Source organism: Thermosynechococcus sp. M3746_W2019_013 (assembly GCF_015296045.1).
Classification (GTDB): domain Bacteria; phylum Cyanobacteriota; class Cyanobacteriia; order Thermosynechococcales; family Thermosynechococcaceae; genus Thermosynechococcus.
Genome location: NZ_DVDW01000048.1, coordinates 48,599 through 75,186, shown reverse-complemented (window position 1 = coordinate 75,186; position 26,588 = coordinate 48,599). Strand labels below are relative to the sequence as shown.

18 protein-coding genes and 2 pseudogenes are annotated in these 26,588 nt (G+C 54.1%); 9 read left to right on the top strand and 11 right to left on the bottom strand.

From position 1 onward, the window contains the following. Nucleotides 1–333 (bottom strand): annotated as a pseudogene (locus IGQ16_RS08960) (hypothetical protein); the annotation flags it as partial. A gap of 216 nt (nt 334–549) precedes the next feature. Between IGQ16_RS08960 and IGQ16_RS08955 the strand changes: the two are divergent. The 4 genes from IGQ16_RS08955 to cobS all read left to right on the top strand — a co-directional run bounded on the left by IGQ16_RS08955 (nt 550) and on the right by cobS (nt 8,815). Continuing rightward, complete coding sequence (locus tag IGQ16_RS08955) at nt 550–3,639, top strand: ABC transporter ATP-binding protein/permease (RefSeq protein ID WP_297061122.1); 3,090 nt, start codon at nt 550–552, stop codon at nt 3,637–3,639. 90 nt (nt 3,640–3,729) lie between these two features. Next, on the top strand, nt 3,730–6,567 hold the full coding sequence (gene polA / locus IGQ16_RS08950; RefSeq protein WP_024124371.1) for a DNA polymerase I: 2,838 nt from the start codon (nt 3,730–3,732) through the stop codon (nt 6,565–6,567). A gap of 8 nt (nt 6,568–6,575) precedes the next feature. Next, a complete protein-coding gene (locus IGQ16_RS08945; RefSeq protein ID WP_024124372.1) occupies nt 6,576–8,087 on the top strand; it encodes a pitrilysin family protein in 1,512 nt (503 codons plus the stop codon). Continuing rightward, entirely contained in the window at nt 8,084–8,815 is a 732-nt protein-coding gene (gene cobS, locus IGQ16_RS08940) for an adenosylcobinamide-GDP ribazoletransferase (protein ID WP_024124373.1), read from the top strand. Before IGQ16_RS08945 ends, cobS begins: the two co-directional genes overlap by 4 nt. On the opposite strand, the gene IGQ16_RS08935 is transcribed toward cobS, so the two are convergent. Both IGQ16_RS08935 and IGQ16_RS08930 read right to left on the bottom strand, forming a co-directional pair. After that, nucleotides 8,746–9,459, bottom strand: coding sequence for a ComF family protein (locus IGQ16_RS08935; RefSeq protein ID WP_024124374.1), 714 nt, complete (start codon nt 9,457–9,459; stop codon nt 8,746–8,748). The genes cobS and IGQ16_RS08935 overlap by 70 nt on opposite strands. Nucleotides 9,460–9,477: 18 nt before the next feature. Further along, nucleotides 9,478–9,729, bottom strand: a pseudogene (locus IGQ16_RS08930) (Mo-dependent nitrogenase C-terminal domain-containing protein); the annotation flags it as partial. 567 nt (nt 9,730–10,296) lie between these two features. Between IGQ16_RS08930 and IGQ16_RS08925 the strand changes: the two are divergent. Continuing rightward, nucleotides 10,297–11,178, top strand: coding sequence for a universal stress protein (locus tag IGQ16_RS08925; protein WP_024124376.1), 882 nt, complete (start codon nt 10,297–10,299; stop codon nt 11,176–11,178). Nucleotides 11,179–11,235: 57 nt separating this feature from the next. On the opposite strand, the gene IGQ16_RS08920 is transcribed toward IGQ16_RS08925, so the two are convergent. The 4 genes from IGQ16_RS08920 to IGQ16_RS08905 all read right to left on the bottom strand — a co-directional run bounded on the left by IGQ16_RS08920 (nt 11,236) and on the right by IGQ16_RS08905 (nt 13,950). After that, a complete protein-coding gene (locus IGQ16_RS08920) occupies nt 11,236–11,550 on the bottom strand; it encodes a DUF5132 domain-containing protein (protein ID WP_297061119.1) in 315 nt (104 codons plus the stop codon). A 130-nt stretch (nt 11,551–11,680) separates the two neighbouring features. Then, nucleotides 11,681–11,887 (bottom strand): hypothetical protein, encoded by a 207-nt coding sequence (locus IGQ16_RS08915; protein WP_041429482.1) that lies wholly within the window; start codon nt 11,885–11,887, stop codon nt 11,681–11,683. Nucleotides 11,888–11,971: 84 nt separating this feature from the next. Next, nucleotides 11,972–13,147: an 8-amino-7-oxononanoate synthase gene (gene bioF / locus IGQ16_RS08910; RefSeq protein WP_024124379.1), complete on the bottom strand. Its 1,176-nt coding sequence runs from the start codon at nt 13,145–13,147 to the stop codon at nt 11,972–11,974. Between the two features lie 56 nt (nt 13,148–13,203). Continuing rightward, the gene (locus IGQ16_RS08905) at nt 13,204–13,950 is read right to left on the bottom strand and encodes a response regulator transcription factor (protein ID WP_024124380.1); all 747 of its coding nucleotides are present in this window, start codon (nt 13,948–13,950) and stop codon (nt 13,204–13,206) included. Nucleotides 13,951–14,196: 246 nt separating this feature from the next. Here IGQ16_RS08905 and IGQ16_RS08900 point away from each other — a divergent pair, with 246 nt between their 5' ends. Next, nucleotides 14,197–17,178 (top strand): ABC transporter ATP-binding protein/permease, encoded by a 2,982-nt coding sequence (locus tag IGQ16_RS08900; protein ID WP_297061117.1) that lies wholly within the window; start codon nt 14,197–14,199, stop codon nt 17,176–17,178. Nucleotides 17,179–17,201: 23 nt separating this feature from the next. Here the strand turns inward: IGQ16_RS08900 and IGQ16_RS08895 are convergent, their stop codons facing one another. Next, complete coding sequence (locus IGQ16_RS08895) at nt 17,202–17,399, bottom strand: hypothetical protein (protein ID WP_157869645.1); 198 nt, start codon at nt 17,397–17,399, stop codon at nt 17,202–17,204. A 32-nt stretch (nt 17,400–17,431) separates the two neighbouring features. Then, nucleotides 17,432–18,670: an aspartate aminotransferase family protein gene (locus IGQ16_RS08890; RefSeq protein WP_024124382.1), complete on the bottom strand. Its 1,239-nt coding sequence runs from the start codon at nt 18,668–18,670 to the stop codon at nt 17,432–17,434. A gap of 155 nt (nt 18,671–18,825) precedes the next feature. On the opposite strand from IGQ16_RS08890, the gene nrdJ reads away from it, so the two are divergent. After that, nucleotides 18,826–21,099 carry a ribonucleoside-triphosphate reductase, adenosylcobalamin-dependent gene (gene nrdJ, locus IGQ16_RS08885; protein ID WP_024124383.1) on the top strand — a complete coding sequence of 758 codons (2,274 nt, stop codon included), beginning with the start codon at nt 18,826–18,828 and terminating at the stop codon, nt 21,097–21,099. Nucleotides 21,100–21,123: 24 nt separating this feature from the next. Here the strand turns inward: nrdJ and IGQ16_RS08880 are convergent, their stop codons facing one another. Further along, on the bottom strand, nt 21,124–22,698 hold the full coding sequence (locus IGQ16_RS08880) for a serine/threonine-protein kinase (RefSeq protein ID WP_297040872.1): 1,575 nt from the start codon (nt 22,696–22,698) through the stop codon (nt 21,124–21,126). A gap of 360 nt (nt 22,699–23,058) precedes the next feature. Here IGQ16_RS08880 and yqeK point away from each other — a divergent pair, with 360 nt between their 5' ends. Both yqeK and IGQ16_RS08870 read left to right on the top strand, forming a co-directional pair. Continuing rightward, the gene (gene yqeK / locus IGQ16_RS08875; RefSeq protein WP_297040873.1) at nt 23,059–23,709 is read left to right on the top strand and encodes a bis(5'-nucleosyl)-tetraphosphatase (symmetrical) YqeK; all 651 of its coding nucleotides are present in this window, start codon (nt 23,059–23,061) and stop codon (nt 23,707–23,709) included. Nucleotides 23,710–23,754: 45 nt separating this feature from the next. Then, complete coding sequence (locus IGQ16_RS08870) at nt 23,755–24,600, top strand: ABC transporter permease (protein WP_024124386.1); 846 nt, start codon at nt 23,755–23,757, stop codon at nt 24,598–24,600. Here the strand turns inward: IGQ16_RS08870 and IGQ16_RS08865 are convergent. Then, nucleotides 24,597–26,474 (bottom strand): caspase family protein, encoded by a 1,878-nt coding sequence (locus tag IGQ16_RS08865; protein WP_297061115.1) that lies wholly within the window; start codon nt 26,472–26,474, stop codon nt 24,597–24,599. The genes IGQ16_RS08870 and IGQ16_RS08865 overlap by 4 nt on opposite strands. Nucleotides 26,475–26,588: the final 114 nt, after the last annotated feature.

Genomic DNA, 26,588 nt, shown 5'->3' with positions numbered 1-26,588 from the left:
GCCGATTTCGACGGATTGATTGATGCCGACCGCGACGATGGGCAGTGCGGCAGGATCGTGCGTGGGAGTAACGATGCGGGTATAAGCCGCGATGGCGCAGCGTTCGCCGATGCTGATATGGCCTTGCGAGGAAGCCCACAGGTAAACGCCGGGGCCTATCGAGGTGTTGGCACCGATGCGGACATGCCGCGACCATGCGATTCTGACGCGATCGTAAATTTGCGCACGCGGCCCCAAGTACCCCAGCCGCAGACGGAAATAGGTCATACGGATGCGCATGAAAGCTTTGCTCGGGAGGGCGAAGGCGTAGGCGATTGATTTCGCAAAGGTCATCTCATCAGCTTTGTAAGCTTCGTATCATAGTATCTGCTAAGGGGGGCGGGCGTCTAGGGATTAGTATACTCAGAGATTGCAGCCCCACTCTCAGGGTGTTTTAGGCAGAGTTCTGTACTACCTATGTTGACTTCAGGACTTGTCTCCCAATCTTTTGGTTAAGGCAGTCAGAATCCAGTACACTGACTGGCATCAAGCTTCTTTGGCACCAGGGTCATGACTCAAGCAGCGTGGTTAGAACTGGTCAAATCAGTGAGTGAGCAGGGCGTCCAGTTACCCACCGGCGGACTGAAAATTGGCCGTGCCCCTGATAACGACCTTGTTCTCAACGATCCTTCTGTTTCCCGCCACCATGCTTACTTGGGATGGCAAGAAGGGAGAGTACATTTAACTGATCTGGGCAGTAAGGCAGGTACCCATCTCAATGGCCAGCCAGTTGTGCCCAATACCCCTATTCCTCTAGAAAATGGTGACTTAATCACGCTTGGCAACTCAGCAGTGCGTTTTCGCCTGGTTTGGCAGTATCAGGAATATCAGCCCGGCACTCTCGAGGTGGGTAGGCCTACTGAAGTTCCTGTGGTTGAAGTTCGCACAAAAACGTGGCGACAACGTTGGGGATTAAGGGAGCAAACTAGTCTTTTGGGAACGCATCCTGGCTGCGATGTCGTGGTGGATACTCCTGAACTGCTGCCCTGCCATTTGAAGTTGCGCTTTGTCGATCAGCATCTTCAGGTCATTGATCTCAGTAACCCGCAGCCAGCGATGCACCCGTATTTGGGAATCGGGGAAAGCTATGCTCTGACAGAGTTTGTTACTCTCACCTATGTAGGACAGGAGTTGCCTGATTGCATTGATACCCAGCGCCATGCCATTGCCTTTAGCCCAGCGACAGAGTTGCGTTTGACCAACACGGCAACGGTACTCGCCATTCCTGAGGCAGATGGCACACCCACTGTCCCTGTGAAGACGATTTCGCTGGTGGGATACAACACGTTCACGATTGGCCGCGATCCTAGTAATGATTTAGTCATTGAGCATCCGACAGTCTCGCGTCACCACGCCAAAATTGAGCGCCGCAATGGCGATTTAATTCTCACGGACTTGGCATCCAGCAACGGCACGTTTGTCAACGGCCGTGAGGTAGAAACACCCACACTACTGCGGGTGGGGGATAGTATCCGCATTGGCAGCGATCGCCTTGTTCTCAATGTCGATGAAACCCTGACCCAATATGCTGAATCGGGTCACATGCGCCTGGATGCCATCAACCTCACTAAGGTGGTGGGTAAAGGGACGCGAATTCTCCACGATATTTCCCTATCAATCATGCCCAAAGAGTTTGTGGCCATTCTGGGTCCCAGTGGGAGCGGTAAGTCAACACTCCTCGATGCCCTCAATGGATTGCGGCCAGCAACAACGGGAACTGTACTGGTCAATGGCACAAATTTCTACCGCAACTATCAGGCCTTTCAAGCGCAATTGGGCTATGTACCACAGAAAAATATCATTCACGAGGAACTGACGATCGCCCAAGCTTTGGAATATGCAGCAAAACTACGGATGCCCCCCGATACAACTGCAGCAGAACGCCAACGGCGGGTGACAGAGGTGTTAACAGAATTGGGACTGAACCACCGTCGGGATGTGCCCATTTCGCGTCTGAGTGGGGGTCAACAGCGGCGAGTATGTATTGGAGCAGAATTGCTGACCCAGCCCAGTCTTTTCTTCCTCGATGAGGCGACCTCTGGCTTGGATCCCGGCACTGAGGCGGACCTGATGTTTTTGCTGCGGCAGTTGGCAGATCAGGGGCGAACGATCCTCATCATTACCCATGCCACCCAAAACATCCGGGAGTGTGATCTGGTGATCTATTTGGCGGAGGGCGGACGGCTCGCCTACTTTGGCCCCCCTGATCAACTGCTGCCCTATTTCCGCGCCACCTTTGGCGATCGCTTGAGTGGCATCAAGCTCGAGGATTTCTCTGGCATCTACCGTGCCTTAGACAAGGAGAAAAACCCCCATGCCCCCACTTCAGAAGAGCTAGAGCAGGCCTACCGGCGATCGCGCCTCTATCAGGAATATGTTGTGGGACGCCAACAGGCGCTGGCTTACATGCCCGATGAAAGTCAGCGGTCCCCCAAGGGCAAGTCCGGTCGCAGCAGTGAACCGAAATCCAAAATCTCCCCTTGGCAACAATTTCTCATTCTCATCCACCGCAATCTCACTATCCTCAGTCAAGATCGCATCCAGCTGCTGCTGACCCTCTTAATTGCTCCCTTGCTCGCTAGTCTGAATTTTGTCTCTTGGCGGCGGGATCTCTTTAATCCCGAAACGGGGAATGGGGGTCAAGCCCTGACGATGATTTTTGTCACCAGTCTCATTGCGGTGATGATTGGTGCGATGACGACAATGCGCGAGTTGGTCAAGGAGGTGGAAGTTTATCGGCGGGAGCGGTTGGTTGGCCTGCGACTGTTGCCCTACCTTGGCTCTAAGGTGGCGATCGCCCTTGGTCTGGCCCTTTATCAAGCGGCCACCTACCTTGCGGTAACAAAACTAGCAGTGGATTTACCGGGAGATTGGGGTGTCACCTTTGCCATGTACATCACCTTTGCCCTTGCCATTTTTGGCGGTATGGCGATGGGCCTTTTGGTGTCTGCCCTGGCCCCTAGCCAAAACATTGTGCCTCTGCTGGTGCTAATGTTTTTAGTACCACAAATTATCTTTAGTGGCGGTATTCAGCCCGTTTCTTCCTTTGGGTTGCCGGGGCAGATCATCAACCATCTGACGGTGATTAAATGGCCCTTTGAGGCGATGGTAAAGCTCACGGGTATGGGAGATGACATTGCCAATGACCCCTGTTGGCGGGAGCCAGAGGAAGAGCGGCAAAAAATGACCGAACAGATGCAGCGGGAGTTTTGTCTTTGCTATGGCCCCGGCCTCTTTCAAACCTGCAACTTCCCCGGAATTCGCTCCAAATACGTACCCACAGTGGATGAACCCGCACCGCCGCAGCCAGAGCCTCCCGGCGATCCCCCCAATGATCCGGCGGCGCTCCAGGACTACCTCCGACGGCTGCAAGCCTATCAGGCGGCAATGGACGAGTGGGAAGTAAAATACTCCGAGTGGAATCGCCAGCGCAGTCGCGCCATCAATGAAGCGCAGGGCACCATCAGTCGCTTCCAGCGGGATCAAGGGTATATGTTTACCGTGAATGTGCAACGCCATTGGCGGGATCAAAGCCTTCTCATCTTGGCAATGCTGGTGGCTTTACCCTTCTGTCAAAAACGCCGGGACTTTGGCCGTTGAAATCCTGCAAGCTTTTAGGCCAAATTTTTTAGTGATTTTTTAATCAATAATGAATAAAGTCATCCGTCGCCATTTTGTTTTTACAATCCTATGTCCGCCCCCAATCTACTGCTGATTGATGGTCATTCCTTGGCCTTTCGTGCCTACTACGCTTTTAGCAAGGGGCGGGACGGGGGCTTGCGCACCTCTACGGGGATTCCTACCAGTGTGTGTTTTGGCTTCCTCAAGAGCCTCCTAGAGATTCTGGAGCAGCAGCAATCCGACCATGTAGCCATTGCCTTTGACTTGGGGGAGCCGACATTTCGCCACGCCGCCGATGAAAACTACAAAGCAGGTCGTGCCGAAACCCCGGAGGACTTTATTACCGATATTGCCAATTTGCAGGCTCTGCTGCGGGCCCTACGTTTGCCCCTATTGAGTCAGCCGGGCTATGAAGCGGATGATGTGATTGGTACGGTGGCTCACCGCTTGCGATCCCAAGGGTGGCAGGTCTCCATTGTCAGTGGCGATCGCGACCTCTTTCAATTGATTGATCGCAAGGGTCAAGTCCAGGTCTTGTATCTAGGGAATACCCTTGGCCAGCGCAAACAGGGTCTGGAGGCCTTTGATGCCCTCAAGGTTAGGGAAAAAATGGGGGTTTGGCCAGAGCAAATTGTGGACTATAAAGCCCTCTGTGGCGATGCCAGCGATCGCATTCCGGGTATTAAGGGCATTGGCCCAAAAACCGCTGTGCAATTGCTGAGTCAATACCCCACCCTGGAGGACATTTACGCCCACATCCATGAGATCATGCCCCTAAGCCTGAGAACCAAGCTGATCAATGGGGAGGCCGATGCCCGCCATTCCCGTACATTGGCCCAAATTGTCCACGATGTTCCCTTGGAACTCTCCCTAGAGGAACTGCATCTGACTCCCTTTGACTGGCCAATGCTGGATCACCTATTAGATCAGTTGGAGTTTCGCGCCCTGCGAATGCAACTTCAGGAGTGGCACCGACGCTTGGGGGGCATACTCCCCGATTTAGAGACTGACTCAGAGGAAACGTGGTTTTTTGCGCCCACGGATACCCCCCCTCCCTTGAATGTGCAACTCATTGAAACGCCAGAGCAACTGCAATGGCTGATTAGCCAGTTAGAAACCTGTACAGATGCAAATCATCCCGTGGCTTGGGACACGGAAACAACGGCCTTGAACCCCCGCGATGCTGCCTTGGTGGGCCTGGGTTGCTGTTGGGGAGCCGCTCCCGATCAGGTGGCCTATCTGCCCTTGGGGCACAAAGAGGGCCAGAACCTCCCCCTGCAAGACACTCTCACCGCTTTGCGACCGATTCTGGAGGGCGATCGCTACCCCAAAGTCTTGCAAAATGCCAAATTTGACCGCTTGGTGTTGCGCTTTCAGGGGATTCAATTACGGGGGGTAGTATTTGACACAATGCTGGCCAGCTATGTGATTAACCCCGAAGCCAGCCACAACCTTAAGGATCTGTGTCAACGCTATCTGCCCCTCCCAGCCCAAAGCTACCGCAGTCTTGTCGGCAAAGACCAAACCCTTGCGGACCTGTCACCAGCCACGGTGGCCCAATACTGTGGCCTCGATGTCCATACCACCTATCTTCTCAAGGAGAAACTAGAGGCAGACCTAACCCCCCGCTTGCGGCAACTGCTCCTAGAGGTGGAATTGCCCCTCGAACCCATTCTGGCGGAAATGGAAGCTACGGGCATTCGCATTGACAGTGACTATTTGCGGCAACTCTCCCAAGAACTGGAACAGCAACTGGCAGCCCTGCAACAACAGGCTTGGGATGCTGTGGGACAACCCTTTAACTTGGCCTCCCCCAAGCAACTGAGTGAACTGCTCTTTGGCACATTGGGGCTGGATACAAAAAAGACCCATAAAACGAAATTGGGCTATTCCACCGATGCCGCAACCCTTGAAAAACTCCGGGGAGATCATCCCGTGATTGACCTCATTTTGAGCCATCGCACCCTCGCCAAGCTCAAATCCACCTATGTTGACGTGTTGCCCACTCTGGTGCGTCCAGACACAGGCCGTGTTCATACTGAATTTAACCAAGCGGTGACGGCGACCGGTCGCCTCTCGTCCTCCAATCCCAATCTGCAAAATATCCCCATTCGCACCGAGTTTAGTCGGCAAATTCGGCGCGCCTTTATTCCAGAGCCGGGCTGGCTACTGGTGACAGCGGACTATTCCCAAATTGAGTTGCGCATCCTCGCTCATCTGAGTCAAGAGCCTGCCCTGGTGGCGGCCTACCAAGAGGGGGCGGATGTCCATCGCCTCACGGCGCAGTTTCTCTTAGAAAAAACCGATATTAGTTCCAGTGAGCGTCGCCTGGGCAAAATTATTAACTTTGGCGTCATTTACGGGATGGGCCCCCAGCGGTTTGCCCGCGAGGCCGGCGTGAGTGTTGCCGATGCTAAAGTGTTTATTCAGCGGTTTTACGATCGCTATCCACGGGTCTTTGACTATCTGCGGCACATGGAACGGCTTGCCCTCAGCCAAGGCTATGTGGAAACTATTTTGGGGCGGCGGCGCTACTTTGCATTTGAGAGTCGCGAATTACAATCCCTGCGGGGCAAGCCCGTGGAAGTCTTAGCCGATGTCGATCCCAGTAAGCTAAAGATGAGCAGTTATGAGCGGGGACTGTTGCGGGCGGCAGCCAATGCCCCGATTCAAGGTTCCAGTGCCGATATTATCAAGTGTGCAATGGTGAAGCTGGCACCCCTGTTGCCGCCAGAAAAGGCTCGCCTGCTGCTGCAAGTTCACGATGAATTGGTGTTGGAGATGCCCCCTGAGGCGTGGGAACACCTGCAAACCACGATTCCTGAAGTGATGAGTACGGCGGTGCCCCTGCGTGTGCCCCTGGCGGTGGATATTTACGCAGCAGCCAACTGGCTGGAGGCCAACTAGGTTTGTTGATGCGGCAGCAACACCCCCGGCAAGTGTCCTTTTGGCAAATTCTTCTCTGCCTTCTTGTGGGGGCGATCGCCTTCTGCTGGCCTGCTGATGCCCAAACAATTCGCCCTTACATTGACCGTGCCATGGATCAAATGAGTGAATTCTATCTTGACAATGGGATGCACTTCATTGTCATGGAGCAACACCAAGCCCCGATTGTGGCATTTCTCACCTATGTGGATGTGGGGGGCGTGGATGAACCCGCAGGCCAGACTGGTGTCGCCCACTATCTCGAGCACTTAGCCTTTAAGGGTACCCGCCGTATCGGCACAACGGATTATGCTGCCGAAAAAGAGAAACTTGCCCAACTAGATCGCCTCTTTGAGCAACTGCAAGCTGCAACCGATGAGCGGCAACGTCAGGCATTGATCACAGAATTTGCGGCGGTGCAGCAGGCGGCCGATCGCTATGTGATTCGCAATCAATATGGCCAAATTGTTCAACAAGCTGGGGGAGTAGGTCTCAATGCCACCACCTCCGCCGATGCCACCCGTTACTTTTACAGTTTTCCCGCCAACAAATTGGAACTGTGGATGTCCCTAGAGTCAGAACGCTTTTTGGAGCCCGTCTTTCGCGACTTCTATCAGGAAAAAGCAGTCATCCTTGAGGAGCGGCGACTACGCACAGAAAATTCCCCCACAGGGCAGCTTTTTGAGGCTTTTTTGGCCACGACCTTTCGGGAGCATCCCTACCGCCGACCCGTCATTGGCTACCGTGAGGACATTCAAAACCTGCGCCGCGCCGATGTGGAGCAGTTCTTTCGCCAGTATTACACCCCCGAGAAAATGACAATGGTACTGGTGGGAGACGTGGATCCTCAACACGTTAAGGAATTAGCAACGGTTTATTTTGGTCGCTACCCCAGGGGAACGGGCAAGACCACAACCATTCCCCCCGAACCACCGCAAACAGCCCCTCGCCAAATCACCCTCGAATTGGCAAGCCAGCCCCTCTACATCGAAGCCTATCCCTGCCCACCCCTGCGCGAACCTGCCTATCTGACCTATGAAATTCTGGCTCGCCTCCTCACTGGCGGTCGCACCTCCCGTCTCTACCGTTCCCTGGTGCTTGAGCAAAAACTTGCCCTCAATGTGCAGGCCTACGTGGGGTTTCCGGGTAATAAATACCCCAATCGCTTTCTCATCTATGGGGCGCCAGCTCCGGGGCAAACAACGGCTGCCCTTGCCGCAGGCATTGCCCAGGAACTCAAGGCACTGCAAACTACCCCCGTGACCGCACCAGAATTGGATCGGGTGAAAACCCAACTGCGAATGGAGCTGCTGCAAAACCTGATGTCCAATGAGGGCATGGCCAAACTCTTGGCGGAGTATGCCGTAAAGGGGGGTGGCTGGCAACAACTCTTTGCTCGCCTAGAGGCGATTAATGACATTACCCCTGCCGATATTCAGCGGCTGGCTCAATCCCTGAAACCTGAGCAGCGAACTGTGGCGCAGATTCAAACCCGTCCATGAAATCCCTTTGGCAGGAATGGCTGGGGGCGATCGCCTTCTACACCTGTTTGCCCATCTCCCCTAGCTGGCCAATTCAATTGGCAGGGGCAGCCAAGTGGTGTCCTTGGGTGGGGACTGTGCTGGGGGGAATACTCTGGGGAGTGCAGTGGCTGCTGGATTTTTTGCAGGTTCCCTCCCCTGTGGCGAGTGTGGTGCTGGTAGCCCTTTGGTTGGCACTGACGGGCGGATTGCACTTGGATGGTGCGATGGACACTGCCGATGGTTTAGCTGTCAGGGATCAACAACGGCGTCTTGAGGTGATGGCAGATAGTCGAGCAGGGGCTTTTGGCGTCATGGCCGCAATTGTGATCCTGCTTTTAAAAGTCACAAGCTTAAGCAGTCTGGCAAAGGGCAGCGTCTTGGTTTGGGTATTGGTGGTGGGGCGCCTGGCTCAGGTGTGGGCGATCGCCCGCTATCCCTATTTGAAGCCCCAGGGCACGGGTCAGATCCATAAAACCAGTGGTGTCTTTCCCCGCGATTTTTGGCCGAGTGGTTTACTTGTGCTCTTCCTCAGCTTTCTGCTGCCGCTTCCCCTTGGGCAATTGCTTTTTGGTCTGCTTTTAATTCTCTTGATCCCTGCATGGTTTCAGTGGCAGTTGGGGGGTCACACGGGGGATACCTACGGTGCAGTTGTGGAGTGGACAGAAGCCTTGATGCTGGTTGCCTTTACAGTGGGATCAGCCAGTTGATCGGGTAGTGCCACAGCCACGGTGATGATGCCCAAAACTTTGTATCCTGCATTGCGTAAGACGGTGGCGGCGCTGCCTGCCGTCGTCCCCGTTGTATAGATGTCATCGCACAGCAATAGCCAGCGTTGTCGCTCCAGACCGTGTCCAAGGCAAAAGGCATTGGCCAAATTGGCCTGGCGTTCTTTGAGGGATAGCTGAAACAGGGCCTCCGTTGGCCGTTGGCGGATGAGCCCCGCCGCCGCTAGGGGGAGTTCTAGGGTACGGCAAAAGCCCTTGGCAATGAGCGCCGCTTGATTAAAGCCGCGGCTTTTCAATTTATCGCGATGGAGGGGAATGGGCACAATCTGCAAGGGTAGATGTTGAGCTACCTTGGCCTCAAACCAGCTTAGGGCCAACCATTGGCCAAAGAGGTAAGCCAGCTCCGGCTGGTTGTGGTATTTCATGGTGGCGATCGCTCGCTTGAGGTCTTGCTGATAGTATCCCCAGGGAAAAAGGGGCAGACTGCCCCGCCAGTAGCGTTGCCGTTGGCGCACTTCCCATGACCTCAGGCGCCGTGCACAATCCCTACAAATCGTTTGGGAACTTGCCCGACCACAACAGCAACAGCGCTGCTGCACCAAAAAGGAGGTCAGCGATCGCCACACCAGCGCACCCCCTATGGGCTAACAGTAAGCACTAATATCCTCATGGCACTCATTCGCCAAGTAGCAAAGGGCGCGGTAGCGCAGCACCATCAGTTCTTCATAGAGGGGATTCAGGTGGCACAGCGGCGGAATGTGAATGTGCCATTTGGCAACCACAATATCACGTTCAAAGGGACACTGGGCCGGGATCAAGCGGCACAGACGATGGGCAAGCTGGCGATCGCGCACTTCCAGATGCTCTAGCCACTGCCGTACCGGCCACAGGAGCGTGCGGAGCAGACGTTGCCCCAACGTAAAAATCATCATCAACTCAACACCTCAACTCAATCATTGAAGTTAGCAGCAAAAAATTCCCTTCCCCACCGTTTAAGAAGGCAATGGCAATCACTTAAAACAATGTCTAAACGATGTCTTAAGAAGGGCAAATTTATCACTGCCTCTGATGGCAAAAAAGTCGTTCTGATCCACTTTGGATCATCCTTAGCAAGGCGCGATACCCTAGAGAAATCTCAATGAAAATCGCATCACAATAGACAATCTCCTTGTTTCAGAGAGATTTAGTAGTAGTGGATACATGGTTGAATTGAATGATGATCCTGTATCCATCCTTATTTTAGTGACTTCTGTTGAAGTTGACGATGAGGTTTTCCGAAAAGTTGCCCTTACAGCCACTGAAGTCCGCGGCGGCAACTGCAGATTCAGAAATTATAGCCTTGGAATTCAACAGATGAGGGGGCATCCTCGCAACCGTAGGTGAATGCTCATAAAAGCCTAGTAGCACAGGTCCCCCTTTCTAAGCTAATCTGCAATTAGAGTCTGGCATTGGGGAGCACTGGTATGTTTAAGAACATATTGATTCCAACAGATCTCCATGATGGCCTCCCCAAACTCACCCACTACCTTGAGGCCCTGCAAACCGCAGGTGCCCGCAAATTGATCTTTTTCCATGCCCGCCCCATAAACGAGGATGGGGATAAGCCGCGGCTGCGGGAGGAAAAGCTGCAACAGGCGCGTGAGTTACTCAAAATTGACCCCACCAATGTCCCAGCCGATCTTAAAGCAGAGGTGATCATTGAAAACCGCCGCCCTGCTGATGCCATTCTGGACACCGCTGAAAAACATCAAATTGACTTGGTACTGGCTAGCCGTCCCGTCCGCAATCTATTGGATGAGAAACTCTTCGGCAGTACAACCATTGAGGTACTGCAACGGATTAAAGTCCCGGTCATGATTATGCGCCCGCACCTGTTGTGGGTCATGACCACCGCAGAACTAAATCTCCGCTGTCAAAATCTCTTTCGTCATCTCCTTGTCCCCTACGACCACAGTCCCTCAGCTCAGCACCTCGTCCAAAAACTGCGGCAGGGTGTCCAACAGCCAGATCAAACGAGCATTACTTCCCTAACGTTTTGCTGGATTATCAGTGATGCGGGTCAAAGGGAGCTGGGGATTGCTGAGGAGCGCCCCAAGGCAGAAAAAATCCTGGCCCAGCTGAAGCAGGAATTCACGGGCTATGGCCTGAGCGTTGAAACAGAGATTCGCTTTGGCAGTCCCGTTGTGGAAGCCCAGTTGGCAGCTTACGATCGCGACATCTATGGAATTGTGGTTTCCTCTAGTTCCGTTGGTAAAATTTGGGAATTATCAATCCCCAGCTTTGCCGGGGAAATCATTCGCCGTTGCCACTTTCCTGTAATCTATTTTCCGCCCGCTGGTCGCTAATTGATTAAAGGATGGGGCAGCAAAACTACCCCAAGGAGTTTAATCGGGAGCCAAGACCTAGCTAATCATCACTTCGCGGGGTTCCTCAGGAGCGGCGGCCTTTGCTGCTTTTTGCTCCATCATTTCTGAGCGCGCTTCGGCAACCAAGTCCTGGAAAGACTCACTGGCTTCGGCGATCGCCGTCTGGGCTTTCTCATAGGTTTCAAACGCCCACATCAAACCTGATTTTGCCGCATTGCGAGCTTGCTCTGCCAAGTTGTGACCAGTCATTGAGTCAACAGCACCCACAACCGGCGCAACAGCAACAGCACCAACCCCAAGGGCAAGCACGGCGAGTGGTTCTAAACCAAGTAACAGGGCTTCCAACTCCATTCTGCGGCATCCTCCAAAGAAAAAGCAAGATGAGTACATCGCACCTATGATAGCAAAGGTGCAGGGAGGGCCATATCCCCACTCGCTTAATCGCTCCACCAAGAATCTTATGCAGGACTGAGCCAAAAGATTAGGAGAGCTTGAGGGCAGTACTGGGAACCTCATCCCAAGAGGCCACGGTACGCAAGCGAACTTGCCAACCGGCAGCTTTTTGTTCTGTTGTCAAGTTTTTCTCAAAGGACTGCACACACTCTCTCGCCTGTGCTTCATTACAACAGGCAATACAGGCATAAAGCAAGCCAGAAGGATCAATTTGCTCGCTCACCCAAATCGTGATCATCGCTCACTCCTTAGTGCACTTTGCCGATTTCACAGAACTATCTACAGCCTAGGCGAAACACAGCCAGACCGTCAGCCCTTCTTAACAGCACTTTAATAAAGCGGCCAATGCTGCCAGTAGTTGTTCAATGTGCCCAGGGGTGTGATCGGCTCTTAAGGTGATGCGCAGACGACTAAAAGGCACGGTCGGTGGCCGTACCGCCGCCACCCAACATCCAGCATCTTGTAATTTCTGACCCCATTGGAGGACGGTGGCTGGATCGGGAGCAGGCAGGCAAAAGATAGGGGTCGGTAAGGGACGGGGCAAAACCGGGCAGCCCAATGCTTGCAGTCCTTTTTCTAGTTGTTGAATGCGCTCCCCTAGGGCTTGGCGCAGGGAAGGATCTGTTTGTAGTTGCTCAAGGGCAGCAAGGGCAGCAGCAGCATCCGCCGGTGAGAGGCCAGTGCTATAGATCCATGTGCTGGCACGGTGTTGCAGATAGGTGATCAGGGCTTGGGAGCCGGCAATGTATCCCCCTAAACTGCCAAGGGCTTTGCTGAGGGTACCCATTTGAATGATGGTCGGGCTAGATTGCCCCAAGGCGGCTAAGGTACCAGCACCATTGGTTCCCAACACCCCTGTGCCGTGGGCATCGTCGACGAGCACCATTGCTATATAGGCCTCGGCTAGCCCTAGTATCTCCTCTAGGGGGGCGACATCCCCATCCATACTGAAGACACCATCGGTGAGGATTAGACAACGGCGGTATTGGGAGCGATGGGTCTCTAGGAGTTGAGCAAGGGCGGCAACATTGTTGTGGGGGTATTCATAGAACGTAGCGCGACTGAGGTGGGCGCCTTTTTTCAGACAGGCATGGTTGTAGGCATCCCCAAGCACCAAGTCCCGTTGATCCACAAGGGCAGCAATGGTGCCAAGATTGGCCGCAGTACCGGAACTGAAGACCAAGGCAGCTTCTGTACCCTTCCACTGGGCGATCGCCCGCTCGAGTTGGGCGTGGAGGTGACGCTGACCACTGAGAAGGCGCGAGCCTGTGGCTCCGGTTCCCCACTGTTGAATGGCTGCAATGGCGGCGACTTTCACCTGCGGGTGGTTGGCCAGACCTAGATAGTCATTGCTGCAAAAGTTAATCAATGGACGGGGCGGCTCTCCTACACTCACTACTGCTGCCGGTGCGCCACTGAGCAGGGGCTGGCGATACCAATGGGCACGGTGCAGCGTATTTAGGGCAGGTTCTAGCCAGTCAAAGGGATCGCTCATTTGAGAATATTTTGGGGCAGAGTTGACAAAGCCTAAAAATACGTGATCTAAACCAACTAAACCAATACGTGGCGGGGCGATTGCGGGGGACGAAGTTTATTGCCATTCTGCGGGTAGCGCCCATTCAATGGCTCAAGGTGCAGCCGATAACCGACATTGCGCACGGTTTGAATCAAACGTGGCTGTTGCGGATCCACTTCAATTTTCTTGCGCAAAGATAAAATATGCGTATCGACGGTGCGGGGGTTATCAATGCCCTCTGGCCAAGCCCGCCGCAGCAACTCCTGACGACTCAAAGGCGTGCCCCCCATTTGGGTGAGGACATAGAGCAAGCTAAATTCCTGCGGTGTTAAGTCCACTGGGACATTGCGTACTACCACTCGCCGCTGCACTAAATCAATTTGTAGCTCACCTAGGTTCAAGATGCTGGGTAAACAGGGGCGTGCTCGCCGTGCCAAGGCCTCGATGCGGGCAAGAAACTCCTGCATCCCAAAGGGCTTGGCCAAATAATCATCGGCGCCTGCCCGCAGCGCCGTCACCACATCCGCTTCATCTTCACGGGCGGACAGGACTAAAATCAAAACGGCGCCTTGATGGTGCAGCCAGCGGCATAATGCCAAGCCATTCCCCTCATTTAAGTCTAGATCGAGGACGACCAAATCGGGATGCCGCAGTTGAAACACCTCCTGTCCCTGTTGACAGCCACTGGCAAGATGAACAATGTGCCCCCCTTGTTGTAGGTGCCAGCCAAGGAGGGAACGCAGGTGGGGGTTGCTTTCAATAATTTCAATGTGCATCAACATGAGTACATCCCCACAACAAGATGTCGTTCTACATTTCTGGGAGACTTTGCCAGAAGGTGCAACAGGATGGCAGTATTTGAATGAATTGGATGCTAATCTAGCAAATCTAATACCTATCATTTCGTAACGAATAATACTTTAGGGTTTTTTCTTGTTCCCGCAATAGAAAATTCTTACCCCTTCTCTAGTGACAAAATTCTAGTGACAAAATGAAGTGGGGTTTCTAAACGTTTCTAAACAAGGGATATGGCTGTGCCCATTCTCAACCTCTTAGGGGCTGATGGTTCACGACAGCAAATTCAACTGGGGCGCGATCGCCTGATCATTGGTACTGACCCCCAAAGCCAAGTGATTCTTGTCGGCGAGGGGATTTCCCGCCACCATGCCTTGATTCTTCCCACTGAAACGGGCTACCAAGTGGCGGATCTCGGGAGCGCCAGCGGCACTTTTTTGAATGGCACAAAGCTGCGGCCGCGCACCCCTGTGGTTCTCAAGGCGGGCGATCGCCTCCGCATTGGGGACTTTGAAGCCATTTTCGATCCAGATGGCAGGGCAACAACGGAACTGCCAGGCACGGTCGTGATGGGGGCTGCTAGTACGCCAATTTTGCAGGTGGCAACGCCTCACTGGTTGCAGGAGTTTCCGCTGCTCAAGGAGGAACTGATTCTCGGTCGGGACCCAAAGGCAGACATTACCATTGACCATCCCTTTGTGTCCTTTCACCATGCCAAGCTGGTGCGATCGGGGGATCACTACAAAATCATTGACTTGGGCAGCAAGAATGGCCTTCACTGGCGCGGCACAACGATGAGCGAACATACCTTGGCACCGGGAGATGTCATTCATGTGGGGGAATCGCTGCGCCTCACATATCTGTTGATGCCTGCCACGGAGGTTGTTGAGCAAACTCGACCCCTCCCACTGCGCGATCGCCAGCAGGTTCGCATTGGCCGCGATCCCAGCAATGATATGGTGCTGGATCATCCCGTCGTCTCACGGTTTCACGCTCGCCTTTATCTCCAAGAGGGACAGTGGTACATCGTCGATCTCAACTCCGCCAATGGCACCTTTGTCAACAACCGACGCCTTGAACCCCGCAAACCTGTAGTCTTGCCAACGGGTGCGCTGGTGCGCATTGGTCCCTATAGTTCTGTTTTTACCCCCGACGAAACCATTGTTCCCCACAATGACAGTGGTAACCTGCGTCTCGACGCCATCCACCTCAGTAAAACCACCCCTAAGGGGGCGAAGCTCCTTCAAGATATTTCTCTTTCAATTTTGCCCCGCGAGTTTGTGGCAATTGTTGGTGGCAGTGGTGCTGGTAAATCAACGCTGCTCGATGCCCTCAATGGTTTTCGTCCTGCCACGAAGGGCATGGTACTGGTCAACGGCCATGATCTGTACCGCTACTTTGGAACATACCGCACCCAGATTGGCTATGTGCCTCAGGATGACATTATCCACCGGGAGTTAACTGTGGCTCAAGCCCTAGATTATGCAGCACGACTGCGCCTACCCGCTGATTTTAGCGATCAAGAGCGACAGGAACAGGTGAACCGGGTTCTGGCGGAGTTGGAGTTGACAGCGCAGCGGCATGTCCTTGTTAAGCAACTGAGTGGTGGTCAGCGCAAGCGGGTGTCGATTGGTGTGGAATTGCTCACCCGCCCCAGTTTGTTTTTCTTGGATGAGGCAACTTCTGGCTTGGATCCGGGCACGGAAACCCAAATGATGCGGCTGTTGCGGCAGTTGGCGGATCAGGGGCGAACGATTTTACTCATTACCCATGCCACTAAGAATGTGATGCTCTGCGATTTGGTGGTGTTTTTGGCGCGGGGCGGCTACCTTGCCTATTTTGGTCCACCGGATCAAGCCCTCAGCTATTTTGATGTTCAAGATTTTGATGAAATTTACCTCAAGATTGAGAGCGAAGCTAATCCGGCCCTATGGCAGCAACGCTATCGCCAGTCTCATCTGTATCAAACCTATGTGGTGGAGCGACAGCGTCCCCTCAATGTGGATACAGGGGCAACGCGACAGGTCCAGCCCCAACATCAAAAAGCAACGATTCCCCGAGTGGCACCATGGCGGCAGTGGTGGATTCTCATCCGGCGAAACTTGGCCATTTTGCGACAGGATCGGGCGGCCCTCATTCTCATGCTCTCTTTGGCGCCGATTTTGGGAGCCTTGGATTTTGTCCTCTGGAAGCCAATGATTCTTGATCCAGATCAAGGGGATGCGGGGCAGGCATTTACGATGGCCTTTGTTACTGTGCTCATTGCCGTGATGGTGGGCAGCCTAGCCACGATGCGCGAAATTGTTAAGGAACTGGAGATCTATCGCCGTGAGCGGATGGTGGGGTTGGGGCTGTGGCCCTATATTTTTTCAAAGCTGGGCCCAGCAGTGGTCCTGGCACTATACCAAGCAGCCATTTTCTTGGGGATGAAGTTTTTGGCGATCAATCTTAGCCTCGGTATTGGGGCGATCGCTGGCCTTTACTTGACACTGTTTCTGGTGACCTTTGGTGGCATGGTAATGGGGTTACTGGTTTCTGCCCTCTCCCCCACTCAGACGGTTGCTCCTCTACTCACGATTCTCTTTTTGGTGCCGCAGATTACCTTTGCCGGTGCCATTATTCCCCTCAAGGATCTAGGGCCAGTGGGCAATTGGATCAGCGATGTCACCTTGACCCGCTGGGGCTATGCCAATGTGGTTTCCCTCTTGGGCTTTGGTCAGGATGTGGCTCAAGATCCCTGCTGGCAGCAACCGAAGTCGGTACGGGAGAAGCGAAGTCCTGAAGCTTTGGCTCAGTGTCCCTGCTTTGGCGAGAACCTCTTCCGGCGTTGCCACTTTCCAGGGGTGCGCAAGGAGTACCACCCCGCTGTGGATGAACCAGAACCCCCCCAACCTGCGGAACCAGGTGATCCACCGGCACTGCCCAAGTCCGTCTTAGAGTTGAATCAGGCCTATCGCGATCGCGTCGAGGAGTACAATCAGCGGGTCAAAGCCTATCAGAGGGCCATGGATCGCTGGCAAGAGCAATTTGCCCTCTGGAAAGAGCAGCGGGGGCGGGCGATCGCCAGCGGTGAAGCCCTCATTGATCGCTTTTGGAGTCTTCAGGGGCAGACCTTCAACGCCAATGTTACTGCCAATCACCTGCGCTTAGGGGGGATTATTGCCCTGATGCTGGGACTAGTGGGGGTCTTTCAAAAGCGTAAGGATGTGCTTTAGTCTCGAACAGTAGGGTTACCGTTTCAGCGGCGGATCAGTTCCGAAGCCAGCACCCATGGGCTAGCCACCAGCGCCCTTTGAGCCATTTCTCCAACACTGAGCATCCCTGCGGCAAGGCAAAGCTCATACCAAGGGCACAGCCAACCACAGATGCCCCAGCAGGGCACAAAAAAATAGCACTGACCAGACAACCCGCTGACTGTGCTAAACAGTTTGGCCACCTTCTGGTTCCTCATCTGCTGAGGTTCAAGTATTAGGCTGCTAGGTGGGCAAAGGCGCGGCTCATTGCCCCTAAGGCCATATCAATCTCGGCAGCACGGACAATGAGAGGAGGGACAAAGCGTACCACCTTCGGCCCCGCCGGCACCAGCAATAGCCCCTCAGCAAGGGCAGCTTTGACGACTTCAGCAGCGGTGAGAGGGGTGTCGGGTTGGAGTTCAAGACCGTTGATCAGCCCCCAGCCGCGCACCTCGGCAATGAGTTGGGGATAGGTGGCCGCCAGGTCCTGTAGTCCTGTCCGCAGTTGCTGCCCGCGATCGCGCACATTTTCGAGGAGATTCTCTTTTTCCAGAGTTTCACAAACGGTGAGGGCTGCTGCCGTGGCCAAGGGGTTACCGCCAAAGGTACTGGCGTGATCCCCCGGCTGAAAGACGGCACAAAACTCCTTGGCAATCATGGCACCAATGGGAACGCCCCCGGCAAGGCCTTTGGCAGCGGTGAAAACATCCGGTTCGACACCGAGGGTTTCATAGCCCCACAGGGACCCCGTGCGACCCATGCCCACTTGCACTTCATCAAAAATCAGGAGAATGCCTTTTGCTGTGCAGAGTTGGCGTACCTGCTCAAAGTAGGCGCGATCGCCGGGGCGGACTCCCCCTTCCCCCTGCAAGGGCTCCAAAAGAATGGCTGCCACCTGCGGTTCCGGTTGATCCAAGGAGGCCACGAGGGCTTCTAGAGCACCTAAGTCGTTGTAGGGCACATAGGCAAAGCCGGGCACCAAGGGGTCAAAGTGTTTTTGGTATTTTGGTTGTCCCGTAGCGGTTATCGTCGCCAGGGTACGTCCGTGGAAGCTGGCCTGTGCTGTAATGATGATTGGGTTGGCAATGTGGCGAACGGTATGGGCATATTTACGGGCCAGTTTAATGGCCGCTTCGTTGGCTTCAGCACCAGAATTGCAGAAAAAGACGCGATCGCCACAGGAGTGAGCCACCAACCACTGCGCCAATGCCCCCTGTTGGGGAATGTAATACAGATTCGAAACGTGGTGCAGCGTTTGCATTTGGCGGCTGACCGCCTCCACTAAGGCTGGATGGGCATGGCCGAGGGTACAGGTGGCAATGCCCGCCACAAAGTCTAGATAGCTGCGGCCTTGATCATCCCAAACCCGACAGCCTTCACCGCCCACGAGCGCAATCGGAAAGCGGCTATAGGTGGTCATCACCACTTGGTCAAAGGCATCAGTACTGAAGGAGGTCGAGGGAGCAGCAACCATTGACTCTGGACCCAAAGCAAAAACTTCCTGCTATCTTAGCATCTCCCTATCGGTGTGGCAGGGCAGTTGGGGATCACCCTATAATTAGTGCTTATTGACCGCCAAGGATGGCTTCGGTACACTACACCTAGTATTAGCCATTGAATCCTAACCCTATGGTGCAAAATCCTCCCCGTCCCCAAACCAGCTTCCCCACTACAGCCCCCACAGCCTATCCCGTGTTTTACCGTACCTACAGCCGCCAAAATGAAGCGGGCGAGCGGGAGAGTTGGCCACAGGTGTGCGATCGCACCCTCAAAGGCCTACAGGAAGTGGGGCACCTCACCGAAGCGGAAGTGGCACTGCTGAGGGAAATGCAGCAGGAGCTGAAGGCCCTGCCCTCTGGCCGTTGGCTGTGGGTCGGCGGCACCGATTGGGTACGCCAGCCCGAGAACTTTTCCGGTGCCTACAACTGCACCAGCACCAATGTTGTGGATTGGGATTCCTTTGGCCTCATGATGGACTTGGCCATGCAAGGCTGTGGCACAGGGGCAATTCTGGAACCAAAATACATCTCTCAGTTACCTCCCATTTGCAATCGCCTAGAGGTCACCGTTATCGGCGCAATTGGTCAAACCCCCAGGGAAGCGCGTCAAGAGCACACCACCGTCACACTCACGGGGCAGACCTGCCAGATCAAAGTGGGGGATAGCCGCCAAGGCTGGGTGAAGTCTTACCAAACGCTTCTTGAACTAGCCAGCAACCCGCACCTCGGTGGTTCAGTTCAGGTCACGATTGACATCAGTGATGTGCGTCCGACAGGTGAGCGGCTCAAGGGGTTTGGCGGAGTGGCCAATCCAGTAAAGCTGCCAGACCTCTACCATCGCTGTGCTGTCCTGTTAAATGCCGCAGTGGGTCGGCAGTTGACCTCTGTGGAGTGCTGTCTGCTGATTGACGAGGCAGCCGTTGTCGTCGTTGCGGGTAATGTGAGGCGATCGGCGGGCATGCGTCAGGGCGCTAGTGACGATGAGGCCTTTGCCCAGGCCAAGCAAAACCTCTGGCAGCAGGATGAGCAGGGCAATTGGCGCATCGATCCCAAGCGGGATGCTCTGCGAATGGCCAACCATACCCGTGTCTTCCACAGGAAGCCGAGTCTTGAAGAATGTATCAATGCGGTGCGAAGTCAGTTCTATTCTGGGGAAGGCGCTATTCAATGGGCAGGGGAGGCGATCGCCCGCGCCAACGCCGATCTTCTAACCACACCCCATCTGAAGCAGGCTTTTCTCCGTGCCTATGAAAATCAACAGGGGGACGCCTTTTTGCAGAAGCTCTTGCCTGCCATGGATCAGCGGGAGCTTGCCCATCGCCTTGGTCGCTATGGCCTCAATCCCTGTGGGGAAATTATTGGTGCGGATTTTCACTGTAACCTTGCAGAAATTCACCTCAATCAGATTGATCCAGCGGATACAGCCACCCAAGAAAAAGCCTTCAAAGCGGGTGCCCTCTCCGTTGCTGCCCTGTTAAACCATCGGTTTGTTGTTGAGCGCTATCAATACTCCCGTGCCATTGATCCCATCGTTGGCGTCAGCTTTACGGGACTCTTCGATTTCTTTGTCCATGCCTTTGGTGTGCCTTGGCTGGAATGGTGGGCCGCCGGACGCCCCGATACACCCCAAGGGCGCCAATTCAAAGCCCAAGAAGCCGCTTTCCTCCAACGCTGGCGGTGGATTGTCCATGAGGCCGTTTGGGAGTATTGCGATCGACATGGCCTCAAGCGCCCCAATCGCTGTACCACTGTCCAACCCTCCGGTACTAAATCCCTGCTGACGGGTGCCTCTCCCGGTTGGCATCCCCCAAAGGCCCAACGCTTTATTCGGCGGATTACCTTCCGCAAGGGCGACGCAGTGGCGATGGCTTGCTATGACTATGGCTACAATGTCATCCCCTCCCAGTCCGATAAGGATGAGACGGGTAAGCTTCTGGATGATCCCTTTGATCCGCGGTGTACCGAGTGGCTAGTGGAAATTCCCGTTGCTGTCTCTTGGGCAGATCTAGCGGGGGCAGACACGATTGATGTTAGCCAGTTTTCCGCCTTAGCGCAGTTTGACTTCTATATGCAGGTGCAGCAACATTACACCACCCACAACACCAGTGCCACCATTGAGCTACGGGAAGCCGAAGTGGAACCCCTTGCCACAGCAATTTACACGGCGATTCAGCAGGATCAAGGGTATATTTCTGCGGCACTCTTGGCACGCTTTGATGCCCATGAAACATTTCCCCGTCTGCCCTTTGAACCCATTAGCAAAGAACGCTATGAGCAGGAAATTGCTGCAGTTGCTCAGCGCAAGCGGGTCAATGATTTCCATGAAGCCCTCTCCCGCTATACCCAACCCCTGGCGGAGGCAGGGCCAGCCGGCTGTGACTCCGATAAGTGTTTGATGTCCTAAGAGAAGGGGGGCAAACTTGCCCCTCTATTTAGGCAACTTTGTAAACCAGTTCTTCTTGGCGCGATCGAGCTGACCTTGAACAAACCCCGAGACCATACTAAAGTCTGCTCCAGAAATGTCGGCACCAGTAAAGTTGGCTCCTGAGATCGAGGCATCCAGTAGTTTTGCCCCCTTCAAATTTGCCCTCTCAAAGTTGGCTTGCACCAGATAGGCACCGCAGAGATTGGCATCATTCAGGTTAGCTCCCTGAAAATTGGCTTCCCGCAAGACAGCATTGGCAAGAATACAGCCTTTCAAATCTGCATTGGTAAAATTGGCATTGGCAAAGTTAGCCCCCGCCAGATCCGCATTGCGGAGAACAACGTTGGAGAGATCGACATCGATAAAATCTCGCTCTCCCCGTTTATAGGCTGTGAGCACCTGTGCCGCTGTCATCCGTGGTGTGACTTTGGCACGGAGGTGTTGACCGGGGCCAGTTCCGACAACCGGTGGGCCTCCCAATTGGGTCCCTGTCATCCGTGATTGGCGCACTCGCGCCGCTTGGGCATTTTGACTCACCGATGAGGCATAACTGGAGCGCTTAGGTGCTTCAGGCACAGGGGGGCGGCCTTGGGTCGGCGGGGTCGAAAGGGCATTGCTGAGGTCATCATCCTCTGCGGAAACAGTAGGAGCAGCGACACTAGCTGGTTGTTTGGACTCAAGTAGTTGCAGATCCGCAAGGACATCCATGGCGGTTTGGTAGCGATCTTTAACCGCATCCTGGAGCATTTTGTTAAGGAGAGCAGCAAACGCAGGGGAAATATTTTTGACGTAGCGCTGCCAATGCCATTCGCCCGTGCGCGGATCCCGTTCAATTTCCTTGGGGGATTTAGCAGTCAGTAAGTAGACACAGGTGACCCCGAGGGCATAAATGTCACTGGCATAGACCGGACGCATGGCCATTTGCTCTGGCGGCGCATACATGGGGGTTCCCACTGCGAAGTTGGTAAATGTGGATAGCTCCGGGGCATTTTCCACCATAGCCTGCGTAACTTTGTCTTTTACCGCCCCAAAGTCAATAAGCACCAACTTGTTATCAATATCACGGCGGATGAGATTAGCCGGCTTAATGTCGCGGTGAATGACACCATTGGTGTGTAGGTAATCAAGGATGGGGAGCACTTCCTGCAAAACCTGCTTTACCTCTTCTTCGCTTTTGGGGCCAAAGCGCTTGACCTCCTGTTGCAGGGTAAGGCCACCCACGTATTCTTGAATCAGGTAAAATTCATTTTCATTTTCAAAGTAGCCGAGCAGCCGAGGCAACTGTGGGTGATTGCCAACTTTACCCAAGGTGGTGGCTTCCCGCAAAAAAAGCTCCCGCGCCATCGCTATGATGTGGGGAGCTGTGGCTGCTGGTCGCAACTGTTTAATCACACAGGTGGGATTGCCAGGCAGTTGCGTATCAATGGCCAAAAAGGTAGCGCCGAACCCCCCTCGCCCTAGAACTTTAATTGCCTTGTATTGATTATTGAGTAAAAGTTTGCTGCCGCAGGCTTGGCAAACATCGACATTGTCAGGGTTGTCCGGTTTGGTACAGTTCGGATTTAGGCAGTAACTCATAAGCAGCCAAGAAGATGAACAGCACGTTCAACAAGGGGGGAAGGGAGATAGGGTGACCTGTTTTTTTTGAAGTCAAAGCTTACAGAAAGATGCCCCCACCGCTAGCATAACTCAGTAGTTTTCACAAAATGACGCTGTTCTTTTACGATACTCTTTTTTCTTTGCCTCACCCTATCCGTGAAATTACGGAAGTTTGACAGGAAGCCTGTAGCCCTTTTCTAAAGTATTGGGATGCATAAGGAGAAAGCTGATCCTTTCCGGCAGGGGCTTTGACTGTTTTGAAGCTCTTCCAAGCTTGTGAAAAGAGCCTTTGCTATACTACAAGGGTAGCACTTCATCCTCCCTGGTGTGGCTTTGGCTATGACCCCGCTTGTGACAGCTAGTCCGAAGGACTTCCTATGCGATCGCCAGCAGGTTTTGGCCTGGCTAACGGCAAATGTACCTGCGCCACGACTACAGCACATCCTGAGGGTGGAAACAATGGCGGCGGAGCTAGCTCTACACCATGGCTTGGATGTGGATCGCGCTGCTTGGGCTGGATTACTGCATGATTTGGCGAAGTACTTTCCTCCAGAGCGATTGTTAAGTATGGCACGGGAGGCGGGGCTACCCATTACAGAGGTAGACGAAGCAGATCCCCATTTGCTCCATGCCGACATCAGTGCTTTGGTGGCGCGGCAGCAATTTGGTGTGACTGATGAGCAGGTCTTAGCAGCCATCGCCAATCACACCTTGGGTCAAGCCGGAATGGATGCCTTGAGTTGTGTCGTGTTTCTTGCGGATAGCTTGGAGCCAGGGCGGGGCCAGACGGTGGAGCTCGAGGAATTGCGCAAGGTGGCTCACCAAAATTTACAGGAGGCGGTGTGGCGAGTGTGCGATCGCACGCTGTTGTGGCTGATTGATCAGCATCGCTTAATTCATCCACGCATGCTCCTCACCCGCAATTGGGCAATGCAGGTGGCACCAGCAAAGCCGAAAAAGAGCGAAAGGAAAGCTACCGCCAAGGTTTAGAGGCATTGTTAACCTAGAAAGTAGGTTTAATCTTGGAGTTGCCCTATGAGCACCGCTGCAGCAACGGCTGTTCCCAGTATTTTCTCAGGTGAATTTGTTCAGGAAACACTGGCTTTAACCCGTCGCCTGTTTATCCAACTGCAACGGCGCCCTTCCACACTGGTGGCGGGGGTGGTACAACCCTTGATTTGGCTGGTCCTCTTTGGTGCCCTCTTCCAAAATGTGCCGCAGGGCCTCTTTGGCGAGAGCACGAGTTATGGTCAGTTTCTTTGCGCTGGCATTATTGTCTTTACGGCCTTTAGTGGTGCCCTCAATGCGGGGTTGCCGGTGATGTTTGACCGTGAATTTGGGTTTTTGAATCGGCTGTTGGTGGCACCGTTGGCTTCGCGGTTTTCAATTGTTCTCGCCTCGGCGTTGTTTATTACCACCCTAAGTCTGATTCAGGTGGTGGCGATCGCCAGCTTGGGGGCACTCCTAGGAACGGGGCTACCGAATTTAGCGGGTATTGGGGTTGTCTTGGCAACGGTGCTGATTTTGGTTTTCGGCGTAACGGCCTTGAGCCTCGGTCTTACCTTTGCCTTGCCGGGGCACATCGAATTGTTGGCCGTTATTTTTGTCATCAACCTACCGTTACTCTTTGCCAGTACCGCCTTGGTGCCCCTGTCGTTTATGCCTCGCTGGTTGCAGTGGATTGCTAGCCTCAACCCCCTCAGTTTGGCCATTGAACCAATTCGCTATGTCTATCTGCACCCCGATTGGCGGTTGAGCGATGTGGTGATGGTGGCTCCTTGGGGGTCACTGAGCTTGGGAGCGGCACTGCTAATCCTTTTGACTGTCGCCCTAGGAATGAGCCTACTGATCCAACCGCTATTACGGCGCCGCTTGGCCTAGACCACCCGCAATGTGAAGCCTTGGGTACACCACTCCCGCACATCCAAGCAAAACTCATTCCCTTCCGGTTCACTGCTGAGATCCCCTAGCAGACCGAGAACCAAGGCAAGACTATCCTCACCAGAAATTAGGAATGGCTCTGAATGGTTGGGGTGGCTACTCAGTTGACTAAAACGGCTCAGAGGACGGGGGCTGCTGATGATAAAGACCTTCAGCCATTGGCAAGGGCGATTCAGCGTCCAAGTATAGAGGGGAATATTCAAGCCGGGGGCAACTGCCAACTGCCACGACTGCGTTTGCAGCGGCAGCAGGAGCATCCCCTGACTGCTATCCCAGGCAAGGGCGACAATGTTGAGGGGGCGATCGCCATAGTTGTAGAGGCTCCAGCGGCAAGTATCTCCCTTGGCCAAGGTGAGGGGGCTGTGTAAATTCATGGCTGGCAGCTTGGTGCTCAGGACATCTGGAAGGGGATTGGGACTGCGGGGGGGGGATTGGCGGCTCAAGAGTTTTGCCGTTGGCGATAGTTGTTCAAGAGTTGTACACACAGCCACCTGACTGGAGGTGGGATTGAGCGTTAGGGTCAGCCATTTCTGGGCCAGGAGGGCATTCAGTAGGGGGTTCAAGCGACGGATACCGGCTTTGGCGGCTTCATTGCTACCACTACAACTGTGTTCCAACAACGTCCCTACTGGCCACTCCAGCCCATAACTGCCCGCTGTCTCACTTTTGGTGAGAACCACATCCGGCAGGGAGTCACTGCTGTTGAGGACAGCAACTTTTTCTTCATTGGCCAGGGCATTGATGGCATCCACGCGCTCAATTTTGCTGAGGTTGGTGTCGAGGGCCACCTGCAGCTGGAGATTTTTCCCTAAACGCCGCTGTTGTTCATAGAGGCGATCGCCCACTTGCAGAGGCTGACTGCTGACTCCTTGGGCCAGCAGGCCATTAAAACTCGCCATGTCAACCACGGTGCCACCATCGGCAGTGCTCCAGCGACTGTGGGGATGACAGTAGGTCAACAGCCAAGGACTGAGGCCGCCACACCAGATTTGTAGGGAGCGATCGCGCCCTATTCCCTGCACTACACCATCAAATCCTGGGGATAGGGTGAGGTTCGCCGCTAACCCGTCGCTCACCAGACGCATTTCTGCCCCCGTTTGCCAGCGCAGTTCATCGGCTGTGTACATCAGGCTCGTTGCCAAGGGGCGATCGCCCCCCAAAGCCGCTAGATAATGGCTAAAACTAGCAGTAAAGAGTCCCATAGGAACACCATTCAGGTGTGTTTCTACCCCCAAATCAGCCCAGAGGAGATGATCTTTGGAAACTTCGCCTCTGCCACGGGTCTCTCCAGGGTGCAACGGGACAAATCGCCAACGCAACATCTCCCCCTCAATGGGGGGCGGGCTAAAGCGAGTATCGAGCCATACCTGTACTCCTTTGGTACGCAGTAATTCAGCAAGAGGTAAGATGCCCTCACCGGATCTTGTGGCATCCGCCAAAACCAGCGCTGGTTGTTGCTGCCAGAGGGTGCCATAGCCACTAAAGTAAACCAAAAGGGGCTGACCAGAGCGCTCCAGCACCCCTAGGGTTTCTTGGACAGCATCCAGGGTTGCCGCCTGTTCCGTCAGTAGTGTAATGTCACTGTCCGCCAGCCCCCACCCGTCTAACAACAGGTTTTTCACTAGCTGAACATCTGTCAGACAACCCGCTAAGGGGGGCACACCGGCCAACTGGGGATAGTGGTTAATGCCAATCAGGAGTACTTGCCACGGACGAAGGGAGTCTGCCCAGGAGCCGCCTGCCGTTTGCCAAACCCACGGCATCAGTGTCAGTGCCGCAGCACCATACAAAAAAGAACGACGGCTTAACCGCATGCCTTACCTCCCAACAGACCCATCCTCAGGTTAGAGCACGGGCACAACAACACTTATGAATTAGGACTAGTTCTATTCTCAAAGGTTGTGGACTCAATTAGGTCCACAGCGAGC

Bases quoted from the DNA above. Each gene is read 5' to 3' on its own strand.
- cobS (WP_024124373.1), top strand. From the start codon at position 8,084: ATGAAATCCCTTTGGCAGGAATGGCTGGGGGCGATCGCCTTCTACACC.
- IGQ16_RS08900 (WP_297061117.1), top strand. From the start codon at position 14,197: ATGGCTGTGCCCATTCTCAACCTCTTAGGGGCTGATGGTTCACGACAG.
- IGQ16_RS08925 (WP_024124376.1), top strand. From the start codon at position 10,297: ATGTTTAAGAACATATTGATTCCAACAGATCTCCATGATGGCCTCCCC.
- IGQ16_RS08865 (WP_297061115.1), bottom strand. From the start codon at position 26,474: ATGCGGTTAAGCCGTCGTTCTTTTTTGTATGGTGCTGCGGCACTGACA.
- nrdJ (WP_024124383.1), top strand. From the start codon at position 18,826: ATGGTGCAAAATCCTCCCCGTCCCCAAACCAGCTTCCCCACTACAGCC.
- yqeK (WP_297040873.1), top strand. From the start codon at position 23,059: ATGACCCCGCTTGTGACAGCTAGTCCGAAGGACTTCCTATGCGATCGC.
- bioF (WP_024124379.1), bottom strand. From the start codon at position 13,147: ATGAGCGATCCCTTTGACTGGCTAGAACCTGCCCTAAATACGCTGCAC.
- IGQ16_RS08920 (WP_297061119.1), bottom strand. From the start codon at position 11,550: ATGGAGTTGGAAGCCCTGTTACTTGGTTTAGAACCACTCGCCGTGCTT.
- IGQ16_RS08890 (WP_024124382.1), bottom strand. From the start codon at position 18,670: ATGGTTGCTGCTCCCTCGACCTCCTTCAGTACTGATGCCTTTGACCAA.
- IGQ16_RS08905 (WP_024124380.1), bottom strand. From the start codon at position 13,950: ATGTTGATGCACATTGAAATTATTGAAAGCAACCCCCACCTGCGTTCC.
- IGQ16_RS08870 (WP_024124386.1), top strand. From the start codon at position 23,755: ATGAGCACCGCTGCAGCAACGGCTGTTCCCAGTATTTTCTCAGGTGAA.
- polA (WP_024124371.1), top strand. From the start codon at position 3,730: ATGTCCGCCCCCAATCTACTGCTGATTGATGGTCATTCCTTGGCCTTT.
- IGQ16_RS08955 (WP_297061122.1), top strand. From the start codon at position 550: ATGACTCAAGCAGCGTGGTTAGAACTGGTCAAATCAGTGAGTGAGCAG.
- IGQ16_RS08880 (WP_297040872.1), bottom strand. From the start codon at position 22,698: ATGAGTTACTGCCTAAATCCGAACTGTACCAAACCGGACAACCCTGAC.
- IGQ16_RS08945 (WP_024124372.1), top strand. From the start codon at position 6,576: ATGCGGCAGCAACACCCCCGGCAAGTGTCCTTTTGGCAAATTCTTCTC.